A 22579-nucleotide genomic window follows, 5' to 3' on the forward strand; every position below is an offset into this window, starting at 1 on the left:
ATCATGTTTTTAACATAGTCGGCGTGGCCTGGGCAGTCTACGTGTGCGTAGTGGCGAGTCGGGGTGTCATACTCAACGTGAGAGGTGTTGATGGTGATACCACGAGCTTTTTCTTCTGGTGCGTTATCGATCTGATCGAAAGCACGAGCAGCACCGCCGTAGGTTTTAGCCAGTACGGTAGTGATTGCAGCAGTCAGGGTAGTTTTACCATGGTCAACGTGGCCGATAGTACCAACGTTGACGTGCGGTTTTGTACGTTCAAATTTTTCTTTAGACACGGCTATATTCCTTACTATAGTGCTCTCCCCTTCGGAGAGAGCACGGGACTTAGGTTTTAATCCTGTGGATTACTTACCACGGGCTTCGATAACGGCCTGAGCAACGTTGTTCGGCGCATCATCATACTTCAGGAATTCCATAGTGTATGATGCACGACCTTTGGTCAGAGAACGCAGCTGAGTTGCATATCCGAACATTTCAGACAGCGGAACTTCAGCGTGGATCTTAACGCCAGTTACTTCGGATTCCTGACCACGCAGCATACCGCGACGACGGCTCAAGTCACCGATAACGTCACCGGTGTTCTCTTCAGGAGTTTCTACTTCAACCTTCATGATCGGCTCAAGCAGAACTGGTTTTGCTTTCTTAAAGCCTTCTTTAAAGGCAATAGACGCAGCCAGTTTAAACGCCAGTTCAGAGGAGTCAACGTCGTGGTAAGAACCGAAGTGCAGACGAACACCCATGTCTACAACCGGGTAACCAGCCAGAGGACCAGCTTTCAGCTGCTCCTGGATGCCTTTATCAACGGCAGGGATGTATTCGCCAGGAATTACACCACCTTTGATGTCGTTGATGAACTCGTAACCTTTCGGGTTAGAGCCCGGCTCCAGTGGGTACATGTCGATCACAACGTGACCGTACTGACCGCGACCACCAGACTGCTTAGCGTGTTTACCTTCAACGTCGGTAACTTTCGCGCGAATCGCTTCGCGGTAAGCAACCTGAGGTTTACCCACGTTCGCTTCAACGTTGAATTCACGCTTCATACGGTCAACGATGATGTCCAGGTGCAGTTCACCCATACCAGCGATGATGGTCTGGTTAGATTCTTCATCAGTCCATACACGGAATGATGGGTCTTCTTTCGCCAGACGGCCCAGAGCCAGACCCATTTTTTCCTGGTCAGCTTTGGTTTTTGGTTCAACTGCGATGGAGATTACCGGCTCAGGGAATTCCATACGCTCCAGAATGATCGGGTGATCCGGATCACACAGAGTGTCACCAGTGGTCACGTCTTTCAGACCGATAGCAGCAGCGATGTCGCCCGCACGAACTTCTTTGATCTCTTCACGTTTGTTAGCGTGCATCTGTACGATACGGCCAAAACGTTCACGCGCCGCTTTCACGGAGTTCAGGATGGTGTCACCGGAGTTAACCACACCAGAGTAAACGCGGAAGAAGGTCAGGTTACCCACGAATGGGTCGGTAGCAATTTTGAACGCCAGTGCAGAGAATGGCTCTTCATCACTTGCGTGACGCTCAGCCGGAGTATCTTTACCGTCGTCCAGGATGCCGTTGATCGCAGGAACGTCAATCGGGGATGGCAGGTAGTCAACTACCGCATCCAGCATCGCCTGAACACCTTTGTTCTTGAACGCAGAACCACAGGTTACCAGGATGATTTCGTTATTCAGAACGCGCTGACGCAGAGCAGATTTGATCTCTTGCTCAGACAGTTCTTCACCACCCAGGTATTTTTCCATCAGCTCTTCAGAAGCTTCTGCTGCGGATTCGATCAGGTTCTGGTGCCATTCGTCAGCCAGGTCCTGCATCTCTGCCGGGATATCTTCGTATTCGAAGGTAACGCCCGCATCTGCTTCGTTCCAGTTGATGGCTTTCATTTTCACCAGGTCGATAACGCCGGTGAAACCTTCTTCAGCACCAATTGCCAGCTGAAGCGGAACAGGGTTCGCGCCCAGACGGGTTTTGATCTGGCCAACAACTTTCAGGAAGTTAGCACCCATACGGTCCATTTTGTTAACGAACGCGATGCGTGGAACTTTATATTTGTTTGCCTGACGCCATACGGTTTCAGACTGTGGCTGAACACCACCAACTGCGCAATAAACCATTACCGCGCCGTCAAGAACACGCATGGAACGTTCTACTTCGATGGTGAAGTCAACGTGCCCTGGGGTGTCGATGATGTTTACGCGATGCGGTTCGTACTGCTTAGCCATACCTGACCAGAATGCAGTAGTCGCTGCGGAGGTGATAGTAATACCACGCTCCTGCTCCTGTTCCATCCAGTCCATGGTGGCTGCGCCGTCATGAACTTCACCGATTTTATGGTTTACACCGGTGTAGAACAGAATACGTTCGGTAGTAGTGGTTTTACCGGCGTCGATGTGCGCACTGATACCGATGTTACGGTAGCGTGCGATGGGTGTTGTACGAGCCATTTGATTCCTCGTTTATATCTTTAGGCGTTCAGTTAAGTTACCCAGAGCGGGCGGCTTCTCTGAAGCGCCCGCCTGGTGACTACGACTCCGAAGGGATTACCAACGGTAGTGTGCGAACGCCTTGTTGGCTTCTGCCATACGGTGAACGTCTTCACGTTTCTTAACTGCGGTACCTTTGTTTTCCGCAGCATCAGAAAGTTCGTTCGCCAGACGCAGAGCCATGGATTTATCACCGCGTTTACGAGCAGCTTCAACGATCCAACGCATTGCCAGAGCATTACGACGAACCGGACGAACTTCAACTGGAACCTGATAAGTAGAACCACCAACGCGGCGAGACTTAACTTCTACAGTCGGGCGCACGTTGTCGAGAGCGACTTCGAAGGCTTCCAGTTCATTTTTACCAGAACGCTGAGCCAGGGTCTCCAGCGCGCTGTATACGATTGCTTCTGCGGTAGATTTTTTACCATCTACCATCAGGATATTTACAAATTTTGCCAGCAGTTCTGATCCGAATTTCGGATCTGGAAGAATTTTACGCTGACCAATGACGCGACGACGTGGCATGGGATTACTCCGTTGTTAATTCAGGATTGTCCAAAACTCTACGAGTTTAGTTTGACATTAAGATAAATCAGTTTGGCCTTACTTAACGGAGAACCATTAAGCCTTAGGACGCTTCACGCCGTACTTGGAGCGAGCCTGCTTACGGTCTTTAACACCTGAGCAGTCCAGCGCACCACGAACGGTGTGGTAACGAACACCCGGAAGGTCTTTAACACGACCGCCACGGATCAGGATCACGGAGTGCTCCTGAAGGTTGTGACCTTCACCACCGATGTAGGAAGTCACTTCAAAACCGTTAGTCAAACGCACACGGCATACTTTACGCAGTGCGGAGTTTGGTTTTTTAGGAGTGGTGGTATATACACGAGTACATACGCCACGTTTCTGCGGGCAGGCTTCCAGCGCAGGCACGTTGCTTTTTGCAACTTTGCGTGCACGTGGTTTGCGTACCAGCTGGTTAACTGTTGCCATTAAATAGCTCCTGGTTTTAGCTTTTGCTTCGTAAACACGTAATAAAACGACCTCATACAATATGAGGACGCGAAATTTTAGGGCTACGTCGAAAAGGTGTCAAGAAATATACAGCGATCTCAAATCACCAGTTCATTTGACTGGCGTGCGTCACAGTAAGATTGACGAATTCAGTATAGCCAACCACGTCAATTTTGGCTGAAATTTGACCAGAAAGACCCCGCGCATCCAGATCCTCTTTCAGCGCAGAGACTGTTATGGGGGCATTCGCGAGGATTTCAACAAAACGGCTGCCTTCAAGCGCCGCGAGCACGCCATCCTGAATCAGCAGCAGATCATCACCTTCGCGCAGCATGCTCAGTAACGTGTCGATATCGCATTGCCACGGTGAACGGCTCAGGGTATGGAGCATGGCAGCCTCAGAAAGTCAGAACGGTATCGTAGTGAGAGAGTTGTTCGCGCAGCGCAGCAGATGTCAGGATCGTCACGTCCAGCACGAACGGTGTTTTCTCGTTTAACCCACGCGCGGCCAGCGAGTCGGCGCACACATAGAAGGTTTCAATGTCATAGAGCGGCAGAACTTTAAAGGTCGCAATGTAGTCGCGCGCAAGAATGGCCTGCGGTTGTTGGCCTGCAAGAAGCTGGAATACGCCATCGCCTAAAAAGAAGACGCCGATATCTTCGGTTAATGCCGATGTCGCGAGCAATGCATCCAGCCCTTCCCGGCCTGAAGCGCTGCCATGCGGCGCAGAAGTAAAAACAAACGCTACGCGCTTCATCAAAATTGCACCACTCTGTCGCAGGTCAACGCCGCCTGTGCCAGGGCACCTAGACCACTGAGGGAAAAGCCCGGTTGCAGGTTAGCCCCCGCCAGACCAAGGCGTTCGGCTTCGGTCGCATCCGTCACGCCGCGACGCAGTGCCGCCGCGACGCAGATATGCAGGTCAACGCCCTGCGTTTCGTTTAATTTTTGCCAGGCGCGCACAAGGTCAAACTCATCGCTCGCCGGGGACGTAAACTGGTTCGCGTTATAGACCCCTTCACGATAGAAGAAGACGCTTGCCAGTTCATGACCGGCATCAAGCAGCGCATGGGCAAACTGTAGCGCGCTGCTGGCCTGCTGGGTACCGTACGCCGGGCCCGTCACCATTAACGCAAAACGCATTACTTGTCTTGTCCCAGAAAGTCGCCGCTTTTGAACTGGCGAATATAGAGGTAAACCGTGTGTTTGGAGATATTCAGGCGATCGGCCACCTGGTTGATGGCATCTTTGATATCAAAAATCCCTTTCTCATAGAGGTTCAGGACGATCTGACGATTCTTGGCGTTGTTGGATACGTTGCGATCGGCATTCACCTCTTCAATGGTGAACTCCAGCGTCTGGGTCACGAGATCCTCAACCGAAGAAGCAAAGTTCACCGATGAGCCCACGTCCGGCGTTTCTGGCGGGATGAAGGTGCTCATGATTTGCGAGAATGGCACATCAAGGTTCATGTTGATGCACAGCAAACCGATTACCCGGTGTTCGCGGTTTCTAATCGCGATCGTTTCTGATTTCATCAGCACGCCGCTTTTGGCGCGGGTGAAATAGCATTTTGAGACGCTGCTGTCCGCGCCGGTCATGTCATGCAACATACGCAATGCAAGGTCGGTGATTGGCGAACCAATTTTACGGCCAGTGTGCTCACCATTCGCAATGCGGATAGCGGAACACTTAAGATCTTGCAGGGAATGCAATACGATTTCGCAGTGGGAACCAATGAGCATCGCTAACCCGTCCACTACCGCTTCGTAGGATTTCAGAATATCGAAGTCGGTCTGATCAAATGGACGTTGATCCAGCAAATCAAGTTCACTGGTTTCGTTGGTTAAAAGCGACCTGGACATGAAAAAAACACTCCTTTTCAGGAGCCTGTCGTTAGGTTTTCAGGGCAGGCTCATTATCTACACGGACAACTAAATTAATACAGCGTGTATAACGCTTTCCAGTGTTAATTATATCTGCCCCACAATAAAAAAACCGCCGCCTGTAAAGGCGGCGGTTTTTTTCAGCATTACTTCTTAGCTGCTGCGGCTTTGTCGTCAGCCGGTGCGTCTGTTTTCGCATCCGCTTTCGGCGCCGGTTTGATGTCCAGCAGTTCTACATCAAATACCAGCGTGGAGTTAGCCGGGATACCCGGAACGCCGGTTTTGCCGTAAGCCAGATCCGGTGGGATGACCAGCTTGATTTTACCGCCTTTCTTGATGTTCTTCAGGCCTTCGGTCCAGCCCGGGATCACACCATCCAGACGGAAGGAGAGAGGCTCACCACGGGTATAAGAGTTATCGAACTCTTTACCGTCGATCAGCGTACCTTTGTAGTTCACCACAACGGTGTCGCTGTCTTTAGGCGCGTCGCCAGTACCTTCTTTCTCAACCTTATAGATCAGGCCAGTAGAAGACGTTTTAACGCCTTTCTCTTTAGCGAACTTGTCGCGGTAGGCTTTGCCTTTCGCTTCGTTATCTTTAGCATCTGCTTCCATCTTGGTCTGAGCGGCGCCTTTCACGCGCGCTTCAAACGCTTGCAGAGTCTGCTCGATTTCCTGGTCAGACAGTTTGCTCTTGTCTGCGAACGCATCCTGGACCCCTGCGATCAGCTGGTTTTTGTCCAGTTTGATGCCCAGTTTCTCTTGTTCTTTCAGAGAGTTTTCCATGTAACGACCCAGAGACGCGCCAAGTGCGTAGGCGGATTTCTGGTCGTCATTTTTGAATGCCGCTTTGCTGTCTGTAGTCGCAGCAGGCTTCGCAGCAGTATCAGCAGCGAAAGACAGCGGCGCATTGAGCGCTACAGCCATAGTGGTCGCCAGCAGCGTAACTTTAAACAGTGATTTCATCCATATCTCCAGGACCTGAGGTCTCTCACCCCAGTGTTAAACGTAAATGAGTGACGTACTATAAAACGTTGTGGAAGAAATCTACAGACAGACTCCCCCGAATGTCGCTTCTTTTCAGACTATTTTTGTTTAAATAAGTTTCTTGTCAGGGAGATGGATACTGTACTTAAGGAAAAAGTCAGCTAAACTTCGCCGCCGCTGGTCCATTATGGCGAACGACAGATAAACGAGGTGAATGATGAAGGATACAACGATCGAAGCGAGACTGGCTGAGCTGGAAAGCCGCCTGGCTTTTCAGGACATCACCATCGAAGAACTGAACCAGACCGTGACGGCCCATGAGCTTGAAATGGCAAAACTGCGCGATCACATGCGCCTGCTGACGGAAAAGCTGAAGGCCACGCAGCCGTCAAACATTGCCTCTCAGTCAGAAGAGACGCCACCACCTCATTATTGAGGCGTAAAAAAAGCGGGATTATCCCGCTTTTTTATTTTCCGGAGTACGGAATCAGTGGCAACCGCAGCCGCCGTTACCGCAACCACCTTTACCGTGGCCGTGGTCATGACCATGGTCGTGGCCGTGACCACCGCAGCAGCCGTCATGGCCGTGATCGTGGTCATGGTCGTGACCGTGCGCACCGTGAACGTGGCCATGAGCCAGCTCTTCTTCAGTCGCTTCACGGATCGCAACAACTTCTACGTTGAACTTCAGGTTCTGACCCGCCAGCATGTGGTTGCCGTCAACTACAACGTGGTCGTCTTCAACTTCAGTGATTTCAACCGGAACCGGACCCTGGTCAGTTTCCGCCAGGAAGCGCATGCCAACCTGCAACTCGTCAACGCCCATGAATACGTCTTTAGGAACGCGCTGAACCAGGTTGTCGTCATACTGACCGTAAGCGTCGTTCGCGCCTACAGCAACGTCGAATTTGTCGCCAACTTCATGGCCTTCCAGCGCCGTTTCCAGGCCGGAAATCAGGGAACCGTGACCATGCAGGTAGTCCAGCGGCGCACTCACCGGAGACTCATCAACCAACACACCGTCTTCTGTACGTACCTGATAGGCCAGGCTGACCACCAGGTCTTTTGCTACTTTCATGATATCTCCTGAGCGTGGGAAAATTGCTGGCGCAGATTGTAGCGGAAATCTGCACCCGTGTACCCTTAAGCTTAAAAAAACTCAGAGCATATCGCTAGTCTGGATGAAAAATGCCGATCACTTGCTCTTCTTTGCGAACATGATCGCGGGCTTCTTTGTCGGCCTCACGCATCTGGTGACCGCACTTAACACATTCAACGATATCGATATTATTTTCACGCCACATGGCCAGCGTATCTTGCGCCTGGCAGGATGGGCATTTTGCGCCCGCGATAAAGCGTTTACGTACAGCCATCTTTCGTTACCCTTTATTCAAATTCATCCCAGCCGTCGAGCTGGCGTCGTTCCTGTTGCATCTCACGCTGGAAGATCTCCTCCAGTTCGCGACGCGCTTCCCGCACGCGGGAGATCTGCGCCGTGTCGCTGTGCACGGGCATCAGTTCACGCAGCATTCGCATATCCAGCCTGCGGAAATGCATCTGGGCGCGTTGCGCCTGATGAGGATGCATACCCAGCGAAACCAGCGCCTTGCGTCCCAGCTCCAGCGCGCTGGAGAAGGTTTCGCGGGAGAAGTGTTTCACACCCGCCTGCAAAAGTTCGTGAGCCTCCACACGTCCACGCGCACGCGCCAGAATATGCAGATGCGGGAAATGCTGCTGGCACAGCTCCACCAGCTTCATCGTGTCTTCCGGATCGTTACAGGTGATGACGATGGACTCCGCAGCCTCTGCGCCCGCCGAGCGCAACAGCTCAAGCTGCGTCGCATCGCCGTAGTACACCTTATAACCATATTTGCGCATCAGGTTGACGGCGCTGATATCGCGCTCCAGCACCGTGATGCGCATTTTGTTCGCCATCAACAGGCGACCAATCACCTGTCCGAAGCGACCAAAGCCCACGACGATCACCTGCGGTTTATCATCTTCCACCCACGGCGCTTCGTCTTCATCGTCTGCGGGATTCAGGCGGCGCGACAGCAGTTTGTCCACCAGCTTCATCAGCAGCGGGGTGGTCATCATCGACAGCGTGACCGTCACCAGCAGCAGCGCCATCTGGTCATCTTTGAACAGCTTCTGAGACGACGCCGTGGAAAACAGCACAAACGCAAATTCTCCCCCCTGGCTTAACACGCTGGAAAACTGCATTCTTTCCGAGCTGCGCAGCCCGTAAATCCTCGCGAGGAGATACAGCACCAGCGTTTTGACCGCCACCAGCACGGCGACACTCGCAATAACCCACAGCAGATGGGTATAGAGCACGCCAAGATTAAGCGCCATACCCACCGAGATAAAGAACAGCCCTAGCAGCAGCCCCTTAAACGGATCGATGGCGGTCTCCAGCTCGTGGCGGTACTCGCTTTCCGCAAGCAGCACCCCGGCGATAAACGTCCCAAGCGCCATCGACAACCCCAGCGCATCCATAAACAGCGCTGAGCCAAGCACCAGCAGCAGCGTTGCGGCGGTGAATACCTCGCGCACGCCGGATGCTGCAATAAACCGGAATACCGGACGCAGTAAAAACCGTCCGCCGATCAGCATCCCCGCGAAGGCCAGCACCTTCATGGAGATCTTCATCCAGTCGAAATGATCGTCTCCGGATCCCGCCAGCAGCGGCACCAGCGCCAGCGCCGGGATCACCGCTAAATCCTGGAACAGCAGCACCGAAAAGCCCAGTTGCCCCGCCTCGTTGCGGTTCATCCCTTTGTCGCGCATCAGCTGAAGCGCCATCGCCGTCGACGACATCGCAAGACCGATCCCGCCAATCACCGCGGCCTGCCAGGAAAACTGCGTCAACATCAGCAGTCCCGCGAGAATGGCCGCGCTGAGTAACACCTGCGCCGCCCCGACGCCAAAAATAGATTGCCGCAGCTGCCACAGCTTGGAGGGGTTCAGCTCAAGGCCAATGATGAACATCAGGAAGACCACGCCCAGTTCAGAGAAGTGGAGAATTTCATCCACATCGCTGATAAACCCAAGCCCCCAGGGGCCAATGGCTATCCCAGCCAGCAAATAACCCAGCACCGCGCCAATGCCGAGACGCGCGGCAAGCGGGACCGCGACGACGGCGGCGAACAAAAACAGCACCCCGGCAAGGAGTAAATTCGAACCGTCCATTAGCGTCCTCCCGCCGGAATCGGTGACGCCAGCCATTCGCCATAGGCCCTGGCATGGCTCGCCAGCGCTTTCGGATCCTGCCGCCGTGCCCAGTAGATAATAATCGGGCTCATCCAGTGCATACGGCACATCGCCGCCGTCAGCTCAAACGGCCGCAGAATGTCGCTCATGGGGTAACGGTTCAGCCCGTCGTGACGGTAAGCGCTTTCCGGCTCACCGGTGGTAATGACACTCCGCCAGTACTTTCCCGCCAGCTGGTTGCCCCCCACCCCGCTGGAGAAGCCCCGGCTCAGCACGCGGTCCAGCCACTCTTTCAGCAATGCCGGACAGCTGTATGTATAAAGCGGATGCTGGAACACAATCACGTCGTGCTGACGCAGCAGTTCCTGCTCGTAAGGAATATCGATAAAAAAATCGGGATAGTGCGCGTAGAGATCGTGCACCGTTACGTTACTGAGCTGTGTGGCCGGCTTAAGCAGCACCCGGTTCGCCACCGAGTCCTGTGATTCCGGATGGGCATACAGCAGCAGCACTTTCGCTGTCTGAGACATCATTCCCCTCCCGGTTCTGTTTTTGTGTATTGTTGTCGTTTTGGGCTACCATGGCGGCCCGGTGGGGAAAATGGCCCACACCTTACATTATCATAATGACAAATTAACATAGTCGGAACATACGGCGCTTCTATGATTGTTTTCTCCTCGTTACAAATTCGTCGCGGCGTGCGCGTCCTGCTGGATAACGCGACTGCTACCATCAACCCGGGCCAGAAAGTGGGGCTGGTCGGCAAAAACGGCTGCGGTAAATCCACCCTGCTGGCACTGCTGAAAAACGAGATAAGCGTGGATGGCGGTAACTTTACCTTCCCGGGCAACTGGCAGCTCGCCTGGGTGAACCAGGAGACGCCCGCGTTGAGCGAACCCGCGCTCGACTATGTTATCGACGGCGACCGTGAATACCGCAAGCTCGAAGCAGAGCTCAACGCCGCCAACGAACGCAACGACGGCCACGCCATCGCCACCGTCCACGGCAAGCTGGACGCCATCGATGCCTGGACCATTCGCTCCCGCGCCTCCAGCCTGCTGCACGGCCTGGGTTTCAGCAACGAACAGCTTGAACGCCCGGTGAGCGATTTCTCCGGCGGCTGGCGTATGCGCCTTAACCTGGCGCAGGCGCTGATCTGCCGCTCCGACCTCCTGCTGCTCGATGAACCCACCAACCACCTCGATCTCGATGCGGTTATTTGGCTGGAGAAGTGGCTCAAGAGCTATCAGGGCACTCTGATTCTGATCTCCCACGACCGCGACTTCCTCGATCCGGTGGTGGATAAAATCATTCATATCGAACAGCAAAGCATGTTCGAATACACCGGCAACTACAGCTCTTTCGAGCGCCAGCGCGCGACGCGCCTTGCCCAGCAACAGGCGATGTATGAAAGCCAGCAGCAGCGCGTGGCGCACCTGCAAAGCTTTGTGGATCGCTTCAAGGCCAAGGCGTCAAAAGCCAAGCAGGCGCAGAGCCGCATCAAGATGCTGGAACGCATGGAGATGATCGCTCCCGCGCATGTGGATAACCCATTCCACTTCAGTTTCCGCGAGCCGGAGAGCCTGCCGAACCCGCTGCTGAAAATGGAAAAAGTGAGCGCGGGCTATGGCGATCGCATTATCCTCGACTCTATCAAGCTCAACCTGGTGCCGGGTTCACGCATTGGCCTGCTGGGGCGTAACGGCGCCGGTAAATCGACGCTGATCAAGCTGCTGGCGGGCGAGCTTAACCCGGTCAGCGGCGAAATCGGCCTGGCGAAAGGCATCAAGCTTGGCTACTTCGCCCAGCATCAGCTGGAATTTTTACGCGCGGATGAATCGCCGATCCAGCACCTGGCGCGCCTGGCGCCGCAGGAAATGGAGCAGAAGCTGCGCGACTACCTCGGCGGCTTTGGCTTCCAGGGCGATAAGGTGACTGAAAATACAGCGCGTTTCTCCGGTGGTGAAAAAGCGCGTCTGGTACTGGCGCTGATCGTCTGGCAGCGTCCAAACCTGCTGCTGCTTGATGAACCAACCAACCACCTCGATCTCGACATGCGTCAGGCGCTGACCGAAGCGCTGATTGAGTTCGAAGGGGCGCTGGTTGTCGTGTCGCACGATCGCCACCTGATCCGCTCCACCACCGACGATCTCTATCTGGTACACGGCGGCAAAGTCGAACCGTTTGACGGCGACCTGGAAGACTACCAGCAGTGGCTGACGGACGTGCAGAAGCAGGAAAACCAGCCGGAAGAGTCAGCGAAAGACAACGCCAACAGCGCCCAGGCGCGTAAAGACCAGAAGCGCCGTGAAGCGGAGCTGCGCACCCAGACGCAACCGCTGCGTAAAGAGATTGCCCGCCTCGAAAAAGAGATGGAAAAGCTCAACGCCACGCTTGCTGCCGTCGAAGAGAAGCTGGGCGACAGCGAACTGTACGATCAGAGCCGCAAAGCGGAGCTGACGGACTGTCTGCAAACTCAGGCGAAAACCAAATCCAGCCTCGAAGAGTGCGAAATGGCATGGCTGGACGCGCAGGAACAGCTGGAAGCGATGCTGCAAGCCGACTAACACGCCGGGAGGGTTATGAGCTTCGATACCACGAGCGAGATTACATTCCGTAAGCTCAGCATCTTCATGACGTTCATGGAGAAGGGCAATATCGCACGTACCGCCGAAACGCTCGGCCTGAGCGGTGTCAGCGTGCACCGCGCGCTGCATACCCTGGAAGAGAATGTCCGCTGCCCGCTCTTTACCCACAAAGGGCGTAACCTGATTGCCCTCCCCTCCGCATGGACGCTGCTGGAGTATTGTCAGGAGGTGATGCAGGTGATGGAGCGCGGGCTGGAAGAGTCGCGCAAGATCGCCGGTATCGGCCAGGGACGGTTGCGCGTCGGCACGCTCTACTCGCTGACTCTGGAAACCGTGCCGCGTCTGATAATGGGCATGAAGCTGCGCCGTCCGGATCTGGAGATGGATCTGACGATGGGCTCGAACGAAACCCTGCTCCATATGCTGGATGAGGGATCGCTGGATGCGATTTTAATCTCTATCTCCGAGAGCGATATCGACCGTAACAGCCTCGAAGTGCTTCCTCTGTTCCATGACGATATTTTCCTTGCCGCACCGGCTTCTGCCACGCTGAATACCAGCGGCCCCGCCGATCTGCGTGATTATAAAGATCAGAAGTTTGTCGCCCTCGCGGAAGGGTTCGCCACGTATGCGGGGTTTCAGGAAGCGTTTCATATCGCCGGTTTCGAGCCGGAGATTGTGACGCGCGTGAACGATATCTTCTCGATGCTGAGCCTGGTGCAGGCGGGAGTCGGGTTTACGCTGATGCCGGGCAGGATGAAGAAAGTGTACGAAAATTCGGTGCAGCTACTGAAGCTGGCGCAGCCGTACCAGATGCAGCAGCTGATTGCGATCGTCTTTGCCCGCAACCGCGAGCAGGATCCGAGCCTGCGGGCGCTGGCCGCGGAAGGGCGGATGTATGCCAGAAGTTTGCAGGATAGTGCCTGATGTTATTGCCCGGTGGCGCTACGCTTACCGGGCAAAAAGTCACCGCTGAAGCCGACCCGCCAGATGCACCGCCACATCCACTCCGCTGCGCTCCAGCGAAATGGATTCGCCTTCCCACGCCGCCTGCCGCGTCAGACAGGTCAGAATACCCCCAGGCGGCATCTCAATCGCCAGACGCGCTTCGCGCTCGTTAGCGGAAATCACCGCCTCCTGCCAGCGCACGGTTCGCGCCATATTCATCGCCAGGTCATCGGCAATTTTCTCTGGCTGCCAAAGCACGCGCCCGGTACTGCCGCTCAGGTACGCGCAGCGGGGGCGTGAAAGCGTGACTGATTCAAACGCCGCGGCCAGCTTCTGCGCCGGTTCCGCCAGCAATTCACAGTGCGACGGCACGCTTACCGCCAGCCGTTTGGCCTTGTTCGCGCCCTTCGCCAGCGCGCGTTCGGCTACCTGCGCCATGCCGTCATCGGCTCCGGCAATCACGATCTGCGTTTCGGCGTTCAGGTTAGCGATATAGGTTCCTGTCCCCTGAATCAGGTTTTCCACCTGGGGCAGGGTCAACCCCATTATCGCCGTCAGGCCGTAGCCGTGGGGATACGCCTGCTCCATCAGATCGCCGCGCAGCGCCACCAGCTTCAGCGCGTCCGTAAAGTCCAGCGCACCGGCGATAACCGCCGCAGGATAAGCGCCAATGGACAGCCCGCTGACGATATCCGGCGACACGCCGCGACGCTCCAGCTCGCGCGCCCAAGCCACGCCTGCAATCAACAGCGAAAGCTGAACCGCGCGGGTGTGGGTTAACGAGGATGCGCTGTCCAGGGTATCAACTTCCGCCCCCAGCACAGCACGGGCCTGCTCCAGCTCTGTTCCCGGCAGGTTTTGCAGCATACCTTCATGCTGTGTGCCCTGCCCTGGAAAGGTAAACAGTATTTTCATTACTCCTCCCTGTGCCATGGATCCGCCACCAGGCGCGGCCCATATTGCGTTTTTAACAGCGTTTTGCCGTCGCGTAACCATTCCGCCAGCGCGAATCCGCCCTCGGGCGTATCCACCTGTGTATCCGCCCGGCACAACGCACGACTGAGCTGAGCCTGCCAGTCAGTAAACGCCTCAGGGGAAACGGTACACGGGGCGCGGATCAGCAGATCGAGATCGCTGTCGGCGTGGATCACCGGAATGCCGGTCGCCAGCGCGTAACCCGTACTGCCGGTTATCCCCCACGTCCACGGCCATGACTGCTGCGCAAGCTGAAGCGCCACCTGAACCGGCGGCTGGGTGATAAACGGCGAACGCAGCAGGTCGGCGGCAACGCTCAAATCTTCGGGCGACACCACGCGCAACACGTTCTCAGGCTTCACCCATCCGGCCGCCCGCTGGTCGCGGCGCAATCCCCGCACGCCAACGGGAATACGGCCTTCATTATCAACATCACGCCGCACCACTACCGGCAGCCCGGTATGCCAGGCCGCGTCCACCCAGGATTCAGTAATCCCTTCCAGGGCGTCGCGCGCGGTAAGCCAGATGAGGTCGTGTGGGCGTAATGTTGTGGTCATGATTACATTCCTGAAGTCAGCGAGATAAACAGCGGCAGCGACAGGATACACAGTACGGAGCTTAACAGCAGCACGGCTTCAGCATCCGGCGACTGCACGCCAAAGCGGTTACCGAACACCACGCCAAAGAAGCCCGCGGACAGCGCAATCATCAGGATGGCGGTGATCGCCACGGAGCCGTGCAGACCGAAGATTAAAACGATACCCCAGGCAATCGCTGGCTGGATCAGCAGCTTGGCGATAGTAGAAGTGATCACCATGGTGTTGATCTGAAGCTTACGCGCGGAGAGGATCACGCCGGTCAGGAACAGCGCCGCAGCGGTCGCGGACAGTCCCAGCGGTTTAATCGCCGCCAGCACCAGCTCCGGCATTTTGATGCCGATAGCGGACAGGATCACACCCAGCAGCGGGCCCATCACGATCGGTTTTTTAATGGAGCGCCACATCAGCACCGGCAGCATGGAAAGCGTTGAACCGGAGTTATTGCCTTCGGCGCGGGCTTTCTCACGCTCCAGAATCAGCAGGCAGAACGGGGTCATCAGCACCGAACCACAGGCGATGGAGACCGCCACGGAGAGAGAAGTAGAAGAACTTTCACCCAGCACGCTGCCCAGAATCGGCAGGCCAAGCGCCGCGTAGTTTGGCAGGGCGACGGTCAGCGTCAGCACGGCCGCATCCTGCGGGGATTTTTTAAATACGTTTGTCGCGAGGAAGTAGATGACCGCATAGGTGATCCACATCGCCAGAGTGAGAACCAGGATCAGCGGCGACTGCGCCACGATGCCGGTCCACGGGGTTTGCACGGTGGCGCTGAATAGCGCGGCCGGGAGTGCAAAATCCATCACGAAGATATTCAGCAGGGAAACATTTTTGTTATCGACCATCTTTGCCTTACCGGCCCAGAATCCCAGCAGCATGATGACGAAAATCGGTGCAAGAGCATGAACAATTACGTAAGTCATAAATCACCTGTAGTAAAAAAGTTTAAGCACTGGCGCGATGTTTATTATTTTCAGGATGCAGGTTCCCGCGTGGACGCAACGGGCGCGCCCACGGGGTGATGCATCTGGCAGGTCTCTTTTTACTTACCAGCTGGCTCGCATACGTTCACGTACGAGCGCTGAGCTGCGGCGGTTGTCAGCACCCAGACGGTTTTTCAACGTGGTGTCCTGACGAGCGTCACTGATGGCCTGTTGCAGGGTGGTTTTCACCCGCGTCAGATCGCTTTCGGAAGGGGCATCCGGATTGCTGATATCCAGCAGGTCGGAAAGCAGCCCCAGCGTGGCGTAGTTGCTGATGTCGTACGCCATTGGCGGGATGGTTGCCGCCAGTTTTTCCAGCGCCTCAACGGTACGCAGCGTAATGCGCGCCGCAGACTCTTTGCCCATGGCGTGGATCAGCACGCCTTTATCGTTGAAGGCAATCAGACGGTTAGCCTGGTAGCCGTGCGCCAGAAACGCGCCGGACATGGCCTTACCGACGATAAGACCAATCACCGGATGACCTGCCAGCCGCGCATTAGCGTAGGCGGCAGCGGCGCCGGCCAGCGCCTGGTGAATGCCAAACGCCTCTTCGCGACGGCCATAGGCCTGGCTTGGGACGTCGATTACCGCCACAATCGGGCGCTTCACGGCTTTATCTGCGTCGGCGGCGACGGTTTCGCTGACCACTTTTGCCAGCGTCCATCCTTCCAGCAGGCCGACCTCACCCTGCGCCGCGCGCGGGAAGTGGTTGTTAGCGTCCGGCACCACGGCGACAAAACGCACCGTTTCACCGTTTAGCTCGCCGTCTGCGGCCTGCACGGACGGGCATAACCCCTCCAGACGTTTCGCGTTCGGGGCCAGAGTTTCCAGCCAGAGTTCGCCACGGCTAATTGAGTTAGTCATCATTTCACCTCCCGGGCAAAAAGCGCTTTAATCTGTTCGGCATCGGCCTGTTTGCGGGTGTCGAAATTCGTCAGACGGTTCAGATAATCGTCGTAGTTATCGGTGCGATGTTTCCCCGGTACGCCTTTGGCGATGGCCTCGTTCATCGCGGCTTTCACCGCGTTCACGCCGTCGCCGACGAGCGCGTCCACCAGCCCGCTTTCATAGCGCACTTCGCCGCCGGTCATGCTCCAGATAAACGGACGGTCGCGGGAGTCGTACTCTTCAATGCCCGCTTCCTGCTCAATAACCTGCGGGCCGTTGAGGCCAAGACGCGCTTCGCGGGTCACAATCAGGTAACTGCACAGCGCCGCGGCGATAGACATCCCGCCGAAGCAGCCTACGGTCCCGGCGACAATCCCGACGACCGGGGTATAGCGACGCAGGTCAACGATCGCAGCGTGGATATCGGCAATCGCCGCCAGGCCAAGGTTGGCTTCCTGCAAACGTACGCCGCCGGTTTCGAGGCACAGTACCGCCTGAGTCGGAATGCCGTTGCGGTTATCTTCCGCCGCCAGCTCCAGCGCCGCCGCCATTTTGGCGCCGGACACTTCGCCCATGCTGCCGCCCTGGAAGGTACCTTCAATCGCCACCACCACCGCAGGCTGGCCGTTGATGGTCCCTTTCGCGACCACCATGCCGTCATCGGCCTGAGGAACAATCCCCTGTGGCCCAAGCCATGGAGAAATAATGCCTTCGAACGGATCCAGCAGTTCGCGGTAGCTGCCGTCGTCGAGCAGCGCCTGTGCACGCTGGCGCGCTTTTAGTTCGATAAAGCTGCTGTCATCACGCATGATTCACCCCTTCAAAGACCTGTTCGATACGAATGCGTGCCACGCCCGGCGTCGCGCCGAAGTCGTGGATGGTCAGCTTACCTGCGGGCTGGCTGCTGACGGTTTGCAGGCGGTTGAACAACGCCTCCCAGCGCCCGCGGCTGTTGTCGACGGAGGTGGTGATATCAATGGTTAAGGTCTGGCCCGGTTCGGCGGTGAAAAGCACCTCCATATCCCCGGAACCGACTACCCCTGCCAGCGCCCTGCCGCTTACTTCGCGGCTGGCGGGCACGGTCAATGTGATTTTTTCCATAACATCCTCTTAATGCTTTGAATAGGGCGTTTCGACGCGGTCAAGAAACAGCGTGGCGGCAAGCAGGTCTGCGGCTCCGCCCGGCGAGGCGTTAAGCGCCAGCATCTGACGGTCTAACCGCGCCAGCGCCTGCTGCCCGGCGAGCGTTGCGCATCCTCCGGCGTTCAGCACTGCACGGGCGCCGTTCTGCATGGCGTCCAGCCCCTCCATGCCGGCGCGCGACAGCACGCAGGTGTCGGTGAGCGAGGTCATGATCGCCATCAGCGCGTCGAGTCTGGCCTGCGTTTCGCTGCTGCCGTTGAGACGGCTGAGGCGAAGCTGCGGCAGCGCGCGCTGCATGATGTGCGGAAACGCCTGCTGAGCCTCTTCACGCGCACCCGGTACACGGTAGCGGTGCGTGACGCGTAACCCCTTGCTGAACACTTTCGGCGCCACGTCATCCGGCAGCTTCGCCAGCTGAGCGGCGGTGTTCGCGACGGTTTGCGCCCGGGCATCGCCGCCCAGCATCGCCACCGCGCTCACCAGCAATCCCAGCGCCCAGATCGCGCCACGGTGCGTGTTCACGCCGTCGGTAGCGGCCATCATCTGCCGTTCACCTTCGCGACCCAGGCGGCCAACGGTTTGCCGGAGGGCAATATCCGCCGGACGCTGCCAGCTCTGCTGTGCCAGCGCCTGAAACGTGGGGGTCAGGCTGCGAGCGGAGCGCTCCATCAGCGCAAGCGATAAATCGTGGTGCGCGCCGTTCCCCCGGCTGTCCACCAGACCGGGTTTCGGGCTTAAACGTGCTTCGTCAATCAGACACTGCGTGGCGGTTCGCGCCAGCCATTCGGCACCGCCTTCAACCTGGATCTGGGGCAGAAGTTTCATTACCAGCTCCGGAATTTCGCAGGTGGGTTATACAGACCACCGGACCACTCAACGAGGTCAGCCACGCTGCCCGCAGCCAGCAGAGAGCGAGTAGCATCGGTACGACGAATGCCCATATCTTCCGGATACACAACCTTGCCGCTCTGGCGCAGTTCAGCAACGCGTTTGGCGTCAACGCCCAGACCGATATCGGTGATACCCGCCACGGCGGCGACCATGGCGCGACGTTCTTCCAGATCTTTCGCCCGGTAGAGGTAAGCAATCCCCTCTTCCGTCAGCACGTGGGTGACGTCATCGCCGTAAATCATGACCGGCGCCAGCGGCATACCGGAGGCTTTCGCGACGTCAACAGCGTCGAGTTTTTCCACGAAGGTTGGCTTCACGCCCGCCTGGAAGGTTTCCACCATCTGCACAACCAGCTTTTTACCGCGTTGCATCGGGTCAGGCTCGGTGATCATGTTCAGCCAGGCCGGTGTGGCGTGGCGACGACCGTGCGGATCGTGGCCCATGTTTGGCGCGCCGCCGAAGCCGGAAAGACGGCCACGGGTCACGGTTGAGGAGTTAGCGTAACCATCAACCTGTAGCGTGGAACCGATAAACATATCGACCGCGTACTGACCAGCCAGCTGACAGAAGGCGCGGTTAGAGCGCATGGAGCCGTCAGCACCGGTAAAGAACACGTCCGGACGGGCGCGGATGTACTCTTCCATCCCAAGCTCGCCGCCGAAGCAGTGGACGCTCTCCACCCAGCCGCTTTCGATGGCCGGGATCAGCGTTGGATGCGGGTTCAAAGTCCAGTGTTTACAGATTTTGCCTTTGAGTCCGAGCTGTTCGCCGTAGGTTGGCAGCAGCAGCTCGATCGCTGCGGTGTTAAAGCCAATCCCGTGGTTCAGGGACTGCACCTGGTGTTCGGCGTAGATGCCTTTAATCGCCATCATCGCCATCAGGATGTGTTCCTGTTTGATCAGGCGTGGGTCGCGGGTGAAAAGCGGTTCGATAAAGAACGGCTTATCGGCAACCACCACAAAATCAATCCACGAGCCCGGAATATCCACACGCGGAAGGTCGCACTCGTCATCCACCAGCTCGTTCACCTGCGCGATGACGATGCCGTCGTGGAACGCGGCGGCTTCCACCAGCGCCGGGGTATCTTCGGTACTCGCCCCGGTATAGAGGTTGCCTTTGCGGTCCGCTTTAAAACCGGCAATCAGCGCCACGTTTGGCGAAAGGTCGACGTATAAACGTGAGTAGAGTTCGATGTAGGTGTGAATCGCCCCGATTTCGAGCTGACCATCCTCCAGCAGTTGGGAGATTCGCAGGCTTTGCGTACCGGAGAAGGAGAAGTCCAGCTTGCGGGCGATGCCTTTCTCAAAGATGTCCAGATGTTCGCTGCGGCCCACGCTCGGCATGATCATATGCAGATCGTGCACGATTTGCGGGTTCACTTCCGCCAGTGAACGGGAAAGGAAATCCGCCTGCTTCTGGTTGTTGCCTTCCAGAACGACTTTGTCGCCTGGTGCGATCAGTTTTTCCAGCATGGCGACAAGATCGCCGGTTGGCAGTACCTTGCCCTGCACCGGTACGGACGCCAGACGACGCGCTTTCTCACTGCGTCGGGTGTTCCATTGCCGGGTGGGTGTTTGCCCAGATAACATTATTAACCTCCTGATTCAGCACATCATTCTGATTTGCTTAACGTTGAGTAAAGTGTGCGCTCTGGTGAGAAAGGCATCAATTAAGCGTAGAGGCAAATCATTAGCCTGAGAGTAATAATCAAGGTAAATATTTGTGATCGGGATCAGTTCATGTTTCGGAAAAACGGGCTAAACGGGGTACAATTCGGAAGGTATAGTTAATTTCTGACAAGAATCAGCATCGCCCTTATGACCCAAATCATTCCCTCAGACTTCGACATTGCAGCCGAAGAGAGCGCAGAGTTCGTGCCCATGCGCGGTGTGGCTAACCCTCACCTGCAAACCATGCTGCCGCGCCTGATCCGCCGCAAGGTACAGTTCACCCCGCACTGGCAACGCCTGGATTTGCCGGATGGCGACTTTTTGGATCTCGCCTGGAGCGAAGATCCGGATCGGGCCAGACATAAACCCCGTCTGGTAGTGTTTCACGGTCTGGAAGGCAGCCTGCACAGCCCTTACGCACACGGACTCATTGAGGCGGCGAAAGCCCGCGGCTGGCTTGGGGTGGTGATGCATTTTCGCGGATGCAGCGGCGAGCCTAATCGTCAGAAACGCATTTATCACTCGGGTGAAACCGAGGACGGCACCTGGTTCCTGCGCTGGCTAAGAGACAATTTCGGCGAGGCGCCAACGGCAGCGGTGGGGTATTCGCTGGGCGGCAATATGCTGGCCTGTCTGCTGGCGAAGGAGAGCGACGCCGTACCGCTGGATGCGGCGGTGATTGTCTCTGCGCCGTTTATGCTGGAGCAGTGCAGCTATCATATGGAAAAGGGCTTTTCGCGAGTGTACCAGCGCTACCTGCTCAACCTGCTGAAAGCCAACGCCGCGCGCAAGCTGAAGGCCTATCCGGATACGCTGCCTGTGACGCTGCAACAGCTCAAACGCGTGAAGCGCCTGCGCGAGTTTGATGATTTGATCACCTCGAAAATTCACGGTTTTGCCGATGCGATTGACTATTACCGTCAGTGCAGCGCCATGCCTTTACTGAATCAAATCACGAAACCCACGCTGATTATCCACGCCAAAGACGATCCGTTTATGGATCATCACTCGATCCCCGCCCCTGACTATCTGCCGGATAACGTGGAGTATCAGCTCACCGAGTTCGGCGGGCACGTCGGCTTTGTTGGCGGCACGCTGCGTCGGCCAAAAATGTGGCTTGAGACGCGTATACCCGACTGGTTAACGGCCTATCTGGACGGTAAAAAATGATTATTCCCTGGCAGGATCTCTCTCCCGAAACGCTCGATAATCTGATTGAAAGCTTTGTCTTGCGCGAAGGCACCGATTATGGTGAACATGAACGTTCGCTTGAACAAAAGGTCAACGATGTTAAGCGCCAGCTTAAAAGCGGCGACGTGGTGCTGGTATGGTCCGAACTGCATGAGACGGTCAATATCATGCCCCGCAACGCGTTTCATGGCTGATCTTTACACTTTTCCAGTCAGGGAGTTGCTATGTCTGCCAGACATCCGGTTATTGCCGTTACGGGTTCGAGTGGGGCGGGAACCACTACCACCAGCCTCGCCTTCCGCAAGATCTTCGCCCAGCTTAACTTACGGGCGGCCGAGGTAGAAGGCGACAGCTTTCACCGCTACACGCGCCCGGAGATGGATATGGCCATCCGCAAGGCGCGCGATCTGGGTAAACACATCAGCTACTTCGGCCCGGAGGCCAATGACTTCGGCCTGCTGGAGCAAACCTTCCGTGAATACGGGCAAAGCGGTACCGGGCAGTCCCGCAAGTATCTCCACACCTACGATGAAGCCGTGCCCTGGAACCAGGTCCCCGGCACGTTCACGCCCTGGCAGCCGCTGCCGGAACCGACTGACGTGCTGTTTTACGAAGGATTGCACGGCGGCGTGGTGACGCCTCAGCACGACGTGGCGCGCCACGTGGATTTGCTGGTGGGGGTGGTGCCGATTGTTAACCTTGAGTGGATCCAGAAGCTGACGCGTGACATGAGCGAGCGCGGCCATTCGCGAGAGGCGGTCATGGACTCGGTGGTGCGCTCCATGGAAGATTACATCAACTTCCTGACGCCGCAGTTCTCCCGAACCCACATTAACTTCCAGCGCGTCCCCACCGTGGACACCTCTAACCCGTTCGCTGCAAAAAGCATCCCGTCGCTGGACGAGAGCTTTGTGGTGATCCACTTCCGCAACCTGGAAGGCATTGATTACCCCTGGCTGCTGGCGATGCTACAGGGTTCGTTTATTTCGCACATGAATACGTTAGTGGTGCCCGGGGGAAAAATGGGGCTGGCAATGGAACTTATCATGACACCGCTGGTGCAGCGGCTGATGGAAGGAAAGCAAATCGCGTGAACATG

General features: G+C 56.5%; 27 protein-coding genes. 6 read left to right on the top strand and 21 right to left on the bottom strand.

Features of this window, described 5'->3' with window-relative positions:
- The 9 genes from ACOTYB_RS12610 to fkpA all read right to left on the bottom strand — a co-directional run.
- The coding region (locus tag ACOTYB_RS12610) for a GTP-binding protein (RefSeq protein WP_000031680.1) at window positions 1-278 on the bottom strand (278 nt) is incomplete at its 3' end.
- A gap of 69 nt (window positions 279-347) precedes the next feature.
- The gene (gene fusA / locus ACOTYB_RS12615) at window positions 348-2462 is read right to left on the bottom strand and encodes an elongation factor G (RefSeq protein ID WP_022651946.1); all 2115 of its coding nucleotides are present in this window, start codon (window positions 2460-2462) and stop codon (window positions 348-350) included.
- A 96-nt stretch (window positions 2463-2558) separates the two neighbouring features.
- Window positions 2559-3029 (bottom strand): 30S ribosomal protein S7, encoded by a 471-nt coding sequence (gene rpsG / locus ACOTYB_RS12620; RefSeq protein WP_003861706.1) that lies wholly within the window; start codon window positions 3027-3029, stop codon window positions 2559-2561.
- 96 nt (window positions 3030-3125) lie between these two features.
- A complete protein-coding gene (gene rpsL, locus ACOTYB_RS12625) occupies window positions 3126-3500 on the bottom strand; it encodes a 30S ribosomal protein S12 (RefSeq protein ID WP_000246815.1) in 375 nt (124 codons plus the stop codon).
- 124 nt (window positions 3501-3624) lie between these two features.
- A complete protein-coding gene (gene tusB / locus ACOTYB_RS12630) occupies window positions 3625-3912 on the bottom strand; it encodes a sulfurtransferase complex subunit TusB (protein WP_047055082.1) in 288 nt (95 codons plus the stop codon).
- A 7-nt stretch (window positions 3913-3919) separates the two neighbouring features.
- Entirely contained in the window at window positions 3920-4279 is a 360-nt protein-coding gene (tusC, locus tag ACOTYB_RS12635; RefSeq protein ID WP_003861700.1) for a sulfurtransferase complex subunit TusC, read from the bottom strand.
- The gene (gene tusD, locus ACOTYB_RS12640; protein ID WP_003861699.1) at window positions 4279-4665 is read right to left on the bottom strand and encodes a sulfurtransferase complex subunit TusD; all 387 of its coding nucleotides are present in this window, start codon (window positions 4663-4665) and stop codon (window positions 4279-4281) included. Before tusD ends, tusC begins: the two co-directional genes overlap by 1 nt.
- The gene (locus tag ACOTYB_RS12645; protein ID WP_003861697.1) at window positions 4665-5387 is read right to left on the bottom strand and encodes a helix-turn-helix transcriptional regulator; all 723 of its coding nucleotides are present in this window, start codon (window positions 5385-5387) and stop codon (window positions 4665-4667) included. The genes tusD and ACOTYB_RS12645 overlap by 1 nt, the downstream gene beginning before the upstream one ends.
- Before the next feature lie 167 nt (window positions 5388-5554).
- Window positions 5555-6373: an FKBP-type peptidyl-prolyl cis-trans isomerase gene (gene fkpA, locus ACOTYB_RS12650; protein WP_003861695.1), complete on the bottom strand. Its 819-nt coding sequence runs from the start codon at window positions 6371-6373 to the stop codon at window positions 5555-5557.
- 238 nt (window positions 6374-6611) lie between these two features.
- On the opposite strand from fkpA, the gene ACOTYB_RS12655 reads away from it, so the two are divergent.
- Window positions 6612-6830: a protein SlyX gene (locus ACOTYB_RS12655; RefSeq protein ID WP_003861693.1), complete on the top strand. Its 219-nt coding sequence runs from the start codon at window positions 6612-6614 to the stop codon at window positions 6828-6830.
- Window positions 6831-6881: 51 nt separating this feature from the next.
- Here the strand turns inward: ACOTYB_RS12655 and slyD are convergent, their stop codons facing one another.
- The 4 genes from slyD to kefG form a co-directional block, all read right to left on the bottom strand.
- Complete coding sequence (gene slyD / locus ACOTYB_RS12660) at window positions 6882-7472, bottom strand: peptidylprolyl isomerase (protein WP_003861691.1); 591 nt, start codon at window positions 7470-7472, stop codon at window positions 6882-6884.
- A 94-nt stretch (window positions 7473-7566) separates the two neighbouring features.
- Complete coding sequence (locus ACOTYB_RS12665; protein WP_003861689.1) at window positions 7567-7767, bottom strand: YheV family putative zinc ribbon protein; 201 nt, start codon at window positions 7765-7767, stop codon at window positions 7567-7569.
- A gap of 13 nt (window positions 7768-7780) precedes the next feature.
- Window positions 7781-9586, bottom strand: coding sequence for a glutathione-regulated potassium-efflux system protein KefB (kefB, locus tag ACOTYB_RS12670; protein ID WP_003861688.1), 1806 nt, complete (start codon window positions 9584-9586; stop codon window positions 7781-7783).
- Window positions 9586-10140 carry a glutathione-regulated potassium-efflux system ancillary protein KefG gene (gene kefG, locus ACOTYB_RS12675; protein WP_059288194.1) on the bottom strand — a complete coding sequence of 185 codons (555 nt, stop codon included), beginning with the start codon at window positions 10138-10140 and terminating at the stop codon, window positions 9586-9588. Before kefG ends, kefB begins: the two co-directional genes overlap by 1 nt.
- Before the next feature lie 129 nt (window positions 10141-10269).
- Here kefG and ACOTYB_RS12680 point away from each other — a divergent pair, with 129 nt between their 5' ends.
- The gene (locus ACOTYB_RS12680; protein ID WP_220153390.1) at window positions 10270-12174 is read left to right on the top strand and encodes an ABC transporter ATP-binding protein; all 1905 of its coding nucleotides are present in this window, start codon (window positions 10270-10272) and stop codon (window positions 12172-12174) included.
- A gap of 15 nt (window positions 12175-12189) precedes the next feature.
- On the top strand, window positions 12190-13122 hold the full coding sequence (locus ACOTYB_RS12685; RefSeq protein WP_032608027.1) for a LysR substrate-binding domain-containing protein: 933 nt from the start codon (window positions 12190-12192) through the stop codon (window positions 13120-13122).
- Window positions 13123-13161: 39 nt separating this feature from the next.
- Here the strand turns inward: ACOTYB_RS12685 and mdcH are convergent, their stop codons facing one another.
- From mdcH to mdcA, 8 genes are all read right to left on the bottom strand, one after another.
- Window positions 13162-14058 (bottom strand): malonate decarboxylase subunit epsilon, encoded by an 897-nt coding sequence (gene mdcH / locus ACOTYB_RS12690; protein ID WP_003861680.1) that lies wholly within the window; start codon window positions 14056-14058, stop codon window positions 13162-13164.
- Window positions 14058-14675, bottom strand: a complete 618-nt coding sequence (locus ACOTYB_RS12695; RefSeq protein WP_003861679.1) for a malonate decarboxylase holo-ACP synthase — start codon at window positions 14673-14675, stop codon at window positions 14058-14060. The genes mdcH and ACOTYB_RS12695 overlap by 1 nt, the downstream gene beginning before the upstream one ends.
- Window positions 14676-14677: 2 nt before the next feature.
- Window positions 14678-15637: an AEC family transporter gene (locus tag ACOTYB_RS12700; protein ID WP_032660605.1), complete on the bottom strand. Its 960-nt coding sequence runs from the start codon at window positions 15635-15637 to the stop codon at window positions 14678-14680.
- A 123-nt stretch (window positions 15638-15760) separates the two neighbouring features.
- The gene (gene mdcE / locus ACOTYB_RS12705; RefSeq protein WP_003861675.1) at window positions 15761-16561 is read right to left on the bottom strand and encodes a biotin-independent malonate decarboxylase subunit gamma; all 801 of its coding nucleotides are present in this window, start codon (window positions 16559-16561) and stop codon (window positions 15761-15763) included.
- Window positions 16561-17394 carry a biotin-independent malonate decarboxylase subunit beta gene (locus ACOTYB_RS12710; RefSeq protein ID WP_211989621.1) on the bottom strand — a complete coding sequence of 278 codons (834 nt, stop codon included), beginning with the start codon at window positions 17392-17394 and terminating at the stop codon, window positions 16561-16563. Before ACOTYB_RS12710 ends, mdcE begins: the two co-directional genes overlap by 1 nt.
- Entirely contained in the window at window positions 17387-17686 is a 300-nt protein-coding gene (gene mdcC / locus ACOTYB_RS12715; RefSeq protein WP_152044211.1) for a malonate decarboxylase acyl carrier protein, read from the bottom strand. The genes ACOTYB_RS12710 and mdcC overlap by 8 nt, the downstream gene beginning before the upstream one ends.
- Window positions 17687-17695: 9 nt before the next feature.
- Window positions 17696-18553, bottom strand: coding sequence for a triphosphoribosyl-dephospho-CoA synthase (locus ACOTYB_RS12720; RefSeq protein ID WP_003861671.1), 858 nt, complete (start codon window positions 18551-18553; stop codon window positions 17696-17698).
- On the bottom strand, window positions 18553-20208 hold the full coding sequence (gene mdcA / locus ACOTYB_RS12725) for a malonate decarboxylase subunit alpha (RefSeq protein ID WP_003861669.1): 1656 nt from the start codon (window positions 20206-20208) through the stop codon (window positions 18553-18555). The genes ACOTYB_RS12720 and mdcA overlap by 1 nt, the downstream gene beginning before the upstream one ends.
- Before the next feature lie 228 nt (window positions 20209-20436).
- On the opposite strand from mdcA, the gene ACOTYB_RS12730 reads away from it, so the two are divergent.
- Genes ACOTYB_RS12730 through ACOTYB_RS12740 form a run of 3 tightly spaced genes read left to right on the top strand, consistent with a single transcriptional unit; the run spans window position 20437 to window position 22574 of the window.
- Window positions 20437-21459 (top strand): hydrolase, encoded by a 1023-nt coding sequence (locus ACOTYB_RS12730; protein ID WP_023314942.1) that lies wholly within the window; start codon window positions 20437-20439, stop codon window positions 21457-21459.
- The gene (locus tag ACOTYB_RS12735; RefSeq protein WP_003861664.1) at window positions 21456-21674 is read left to right on the top strand and encodes a YheU family protein; all 219 of its coding nucleotides are present in this window, start codon (window positions 21456-21458) and stop codon (window positions 21672-21674) included. Before ACOTYB_RS12730 ends, ACOTYB_RS12735 begins: the two co-directional genes overlap by 4 nt.
- A 30-nt stretch (window positions 21675-21704) precedes the next feature.
- Window positions 21705-22574 (top strand): phosphoribulokinase, encoded by an 870-nt coding sequence (locus tag ACOTYB_RS12740; RefSeq protein ID WP_003861663.1) that lies wholly within the window; start codon window positions 21705-21707, stop codon window positions 22572-22574.
- The last annotated feature ends 5 nt before the right edge of the window (window positions 22575-22579 follow it).

It is taken from the genome of Enterobacter cloacae complex sp. IR5450 (genome assembly GCF_049238665.1).
Taxonomy (GTDB): domain Bacteria; phylum Pseudomonadota; class Gammaproteobacteria; order Enterobacterales; family Enterobacteriaceae; genus Enterobacter; species Enterobacter hormaechei_C.

Coding starts and splice junctions, on each gene's coding strand:
- fusA (WP_022651946.1), bottom strand. CDS start 2,462: ATGGCTCGTACAACACCCATCGCACGCTACCGTAACATCGGTATCAGT.
- rpsG (WP_003861706.1), bottom strand. CDS start 3,029: ATGCCACGTCGTCGCGTCATTGGTCAGCGTAAAATTCTTCCAGATCCG.
- rpsL (WP_000246815.1), bottom strand. CDS start 3,500: ATGGCAACAGTTAACCAGCTGGTACGCAAACCACGTGCACGCAAAGTT.
- tusB (WP_047055082.1), bottom strand. CDS start 3,912: ATGCTCCATACCCTGAGCCGTTCACCGTGGCAATGCGATATCGACACG.
- tusC (WP_003861700.1), bottom strand. CDS start 4,279: ATGAAGCGCGTAGCGTTTGTTTTTACTTCTGCGCCGCATGGCAGCGCT.
- tusD (WP_003861699.1), bottom strand. CDS start 4,665: ATGCGTTTTGCGTTAATGGTGACGGGCCCGGCGTACGGTACCCAGCAG.
- ACOTYB_RS12645 (WP_003861697.1), bottom strand. CDS start 5,387: ATGTCCAGGTCGCTTTTAACCAACGAAACCAGTGAACTTGATTTGCTG.
- fkpA (WP_003861695.1), bottom strand. CDS start 6,373: ATGAAATCACTGTTTAAAGTTACGCTGCTGGCGACCACTATGGCTGTA.
- ACOTYB_RS12655 (WP_003861693.1), top strand. CDS start 6,612: ATGAAGGATACAACGATCGAAGCGAGACTGGCTGAGCTGGAAAGCCGC.
- slyD (WP_003861691.1), bottom strand. CDS start 7,472: ATGAAAGTAGCAAAAGACCTGGTGGTCAGCCTGGCCTATCAGGTACGT.
- ACOTYB_RS12665 (WP_003861689.1), bottom strand. CDS start 7,767: ATGGCTGTACGTAAACGCTTTATCGCGGGCGCAAAATGCCCATCCTGC.
- kefB (WP_003861688.1), bottom strand. CDS start 9,586: ATGGACGGTTCGAATTTACTCCTTGCCGGGGTGCTGTTTTTGTTCGCC.
- kefG (WP_059288194.1), bottom strand. CDS start 10,140: ATGATGTCTCAGACAGCGAAAGTGCTGCTGCTGTATGCCCATCCGGAA.
- ACOTYB_RS12680 (WP_220153390.1), top strand. CDS start 10,270: ATGATTGTTTTCTCCTCGTTACAAATTCGTCGCGGCGTGCGCGTCCTG.
- ACOTYB_RS12685 (WP_032608027.1), top strand. CDS start 12,190: ATGAGCTTCGATACCACGAGCGAGATTACATTCCGTAAGCTCAGCATC.
- mdcH (WP_003861680.1), bottom strand. CDS start 14,058: ATGAAAATACTGTTTACCTTTCCAGGGCAGGGCACACAGCATGAAGGT.
- ACOTYB_RS12695 (WP_003861679.1), bottom strand. CDS start 14,675: ATGACCACAACATTACGCCCACACGACCTCATCTGGCTTACCGCGCGC.
- ACOTYB_RS12700 (WP_032660605.1), bottom strand. CDS start 15,637: ATGACTTACGTAATTGTTCATGCTCTTGCACCGATTTTCGTCATCATG.
- mdcE (WP_003861675.1), bottom strand. CDS start 16,561: ATGACTAACTCAATTAGCCGTGGCGAACTCTGGCTGGAAACTCTGGCC.
- ACOTYB_RS12710 (WP_211989621.1), bottom strand. CDS start 17,394: ATGCGTGATGACAGCAGCTTTATCGAACTAAAAGCGCGCCAGCGTGCA.
- mdcC (WP_152044211.1), bottom strand. CDS start 17,686: ATGGAAAAAATCACATTGACCGTGCCCGCCAGCCGCGAAGTAAGCGGC.
- ACOTYB_RS12720 (WP_003861671.1), bottom strand. CDS start 18,553: ATGAAACTTCTGCCCCAGATCCAGGTTGAAGGCGGTGCCGAATGGCTG.
- mdcA (WP_003861669.1), bottom strand. CDS start 20,208: ATGTTATCTGGGCAAACACCCACCCGGCAATGGAACACCCGACGCAGT.
- ACOTYB_RS12730 (WP_023314942.1), top strand. CDS start 20,437: ATGACCCAAATCATTCCCTCAGACTTCGACATTGCAGCCGAAGAGAGC.
- ACOTYB_RS12735 (WP_003861664.1), top strand. CDS start 21,456: ATGATTATTCCCTGGCAGGATCTCTCTCCCGAAACGCTCGATAATCTG.
- ACOTYB_RS12740 (WP_003861663.1), top strand. CDS start 21,705: ATGTCTGCCAGACATCCGGTTATTGCCGTTACGGGTTCGAGTGGGGCG.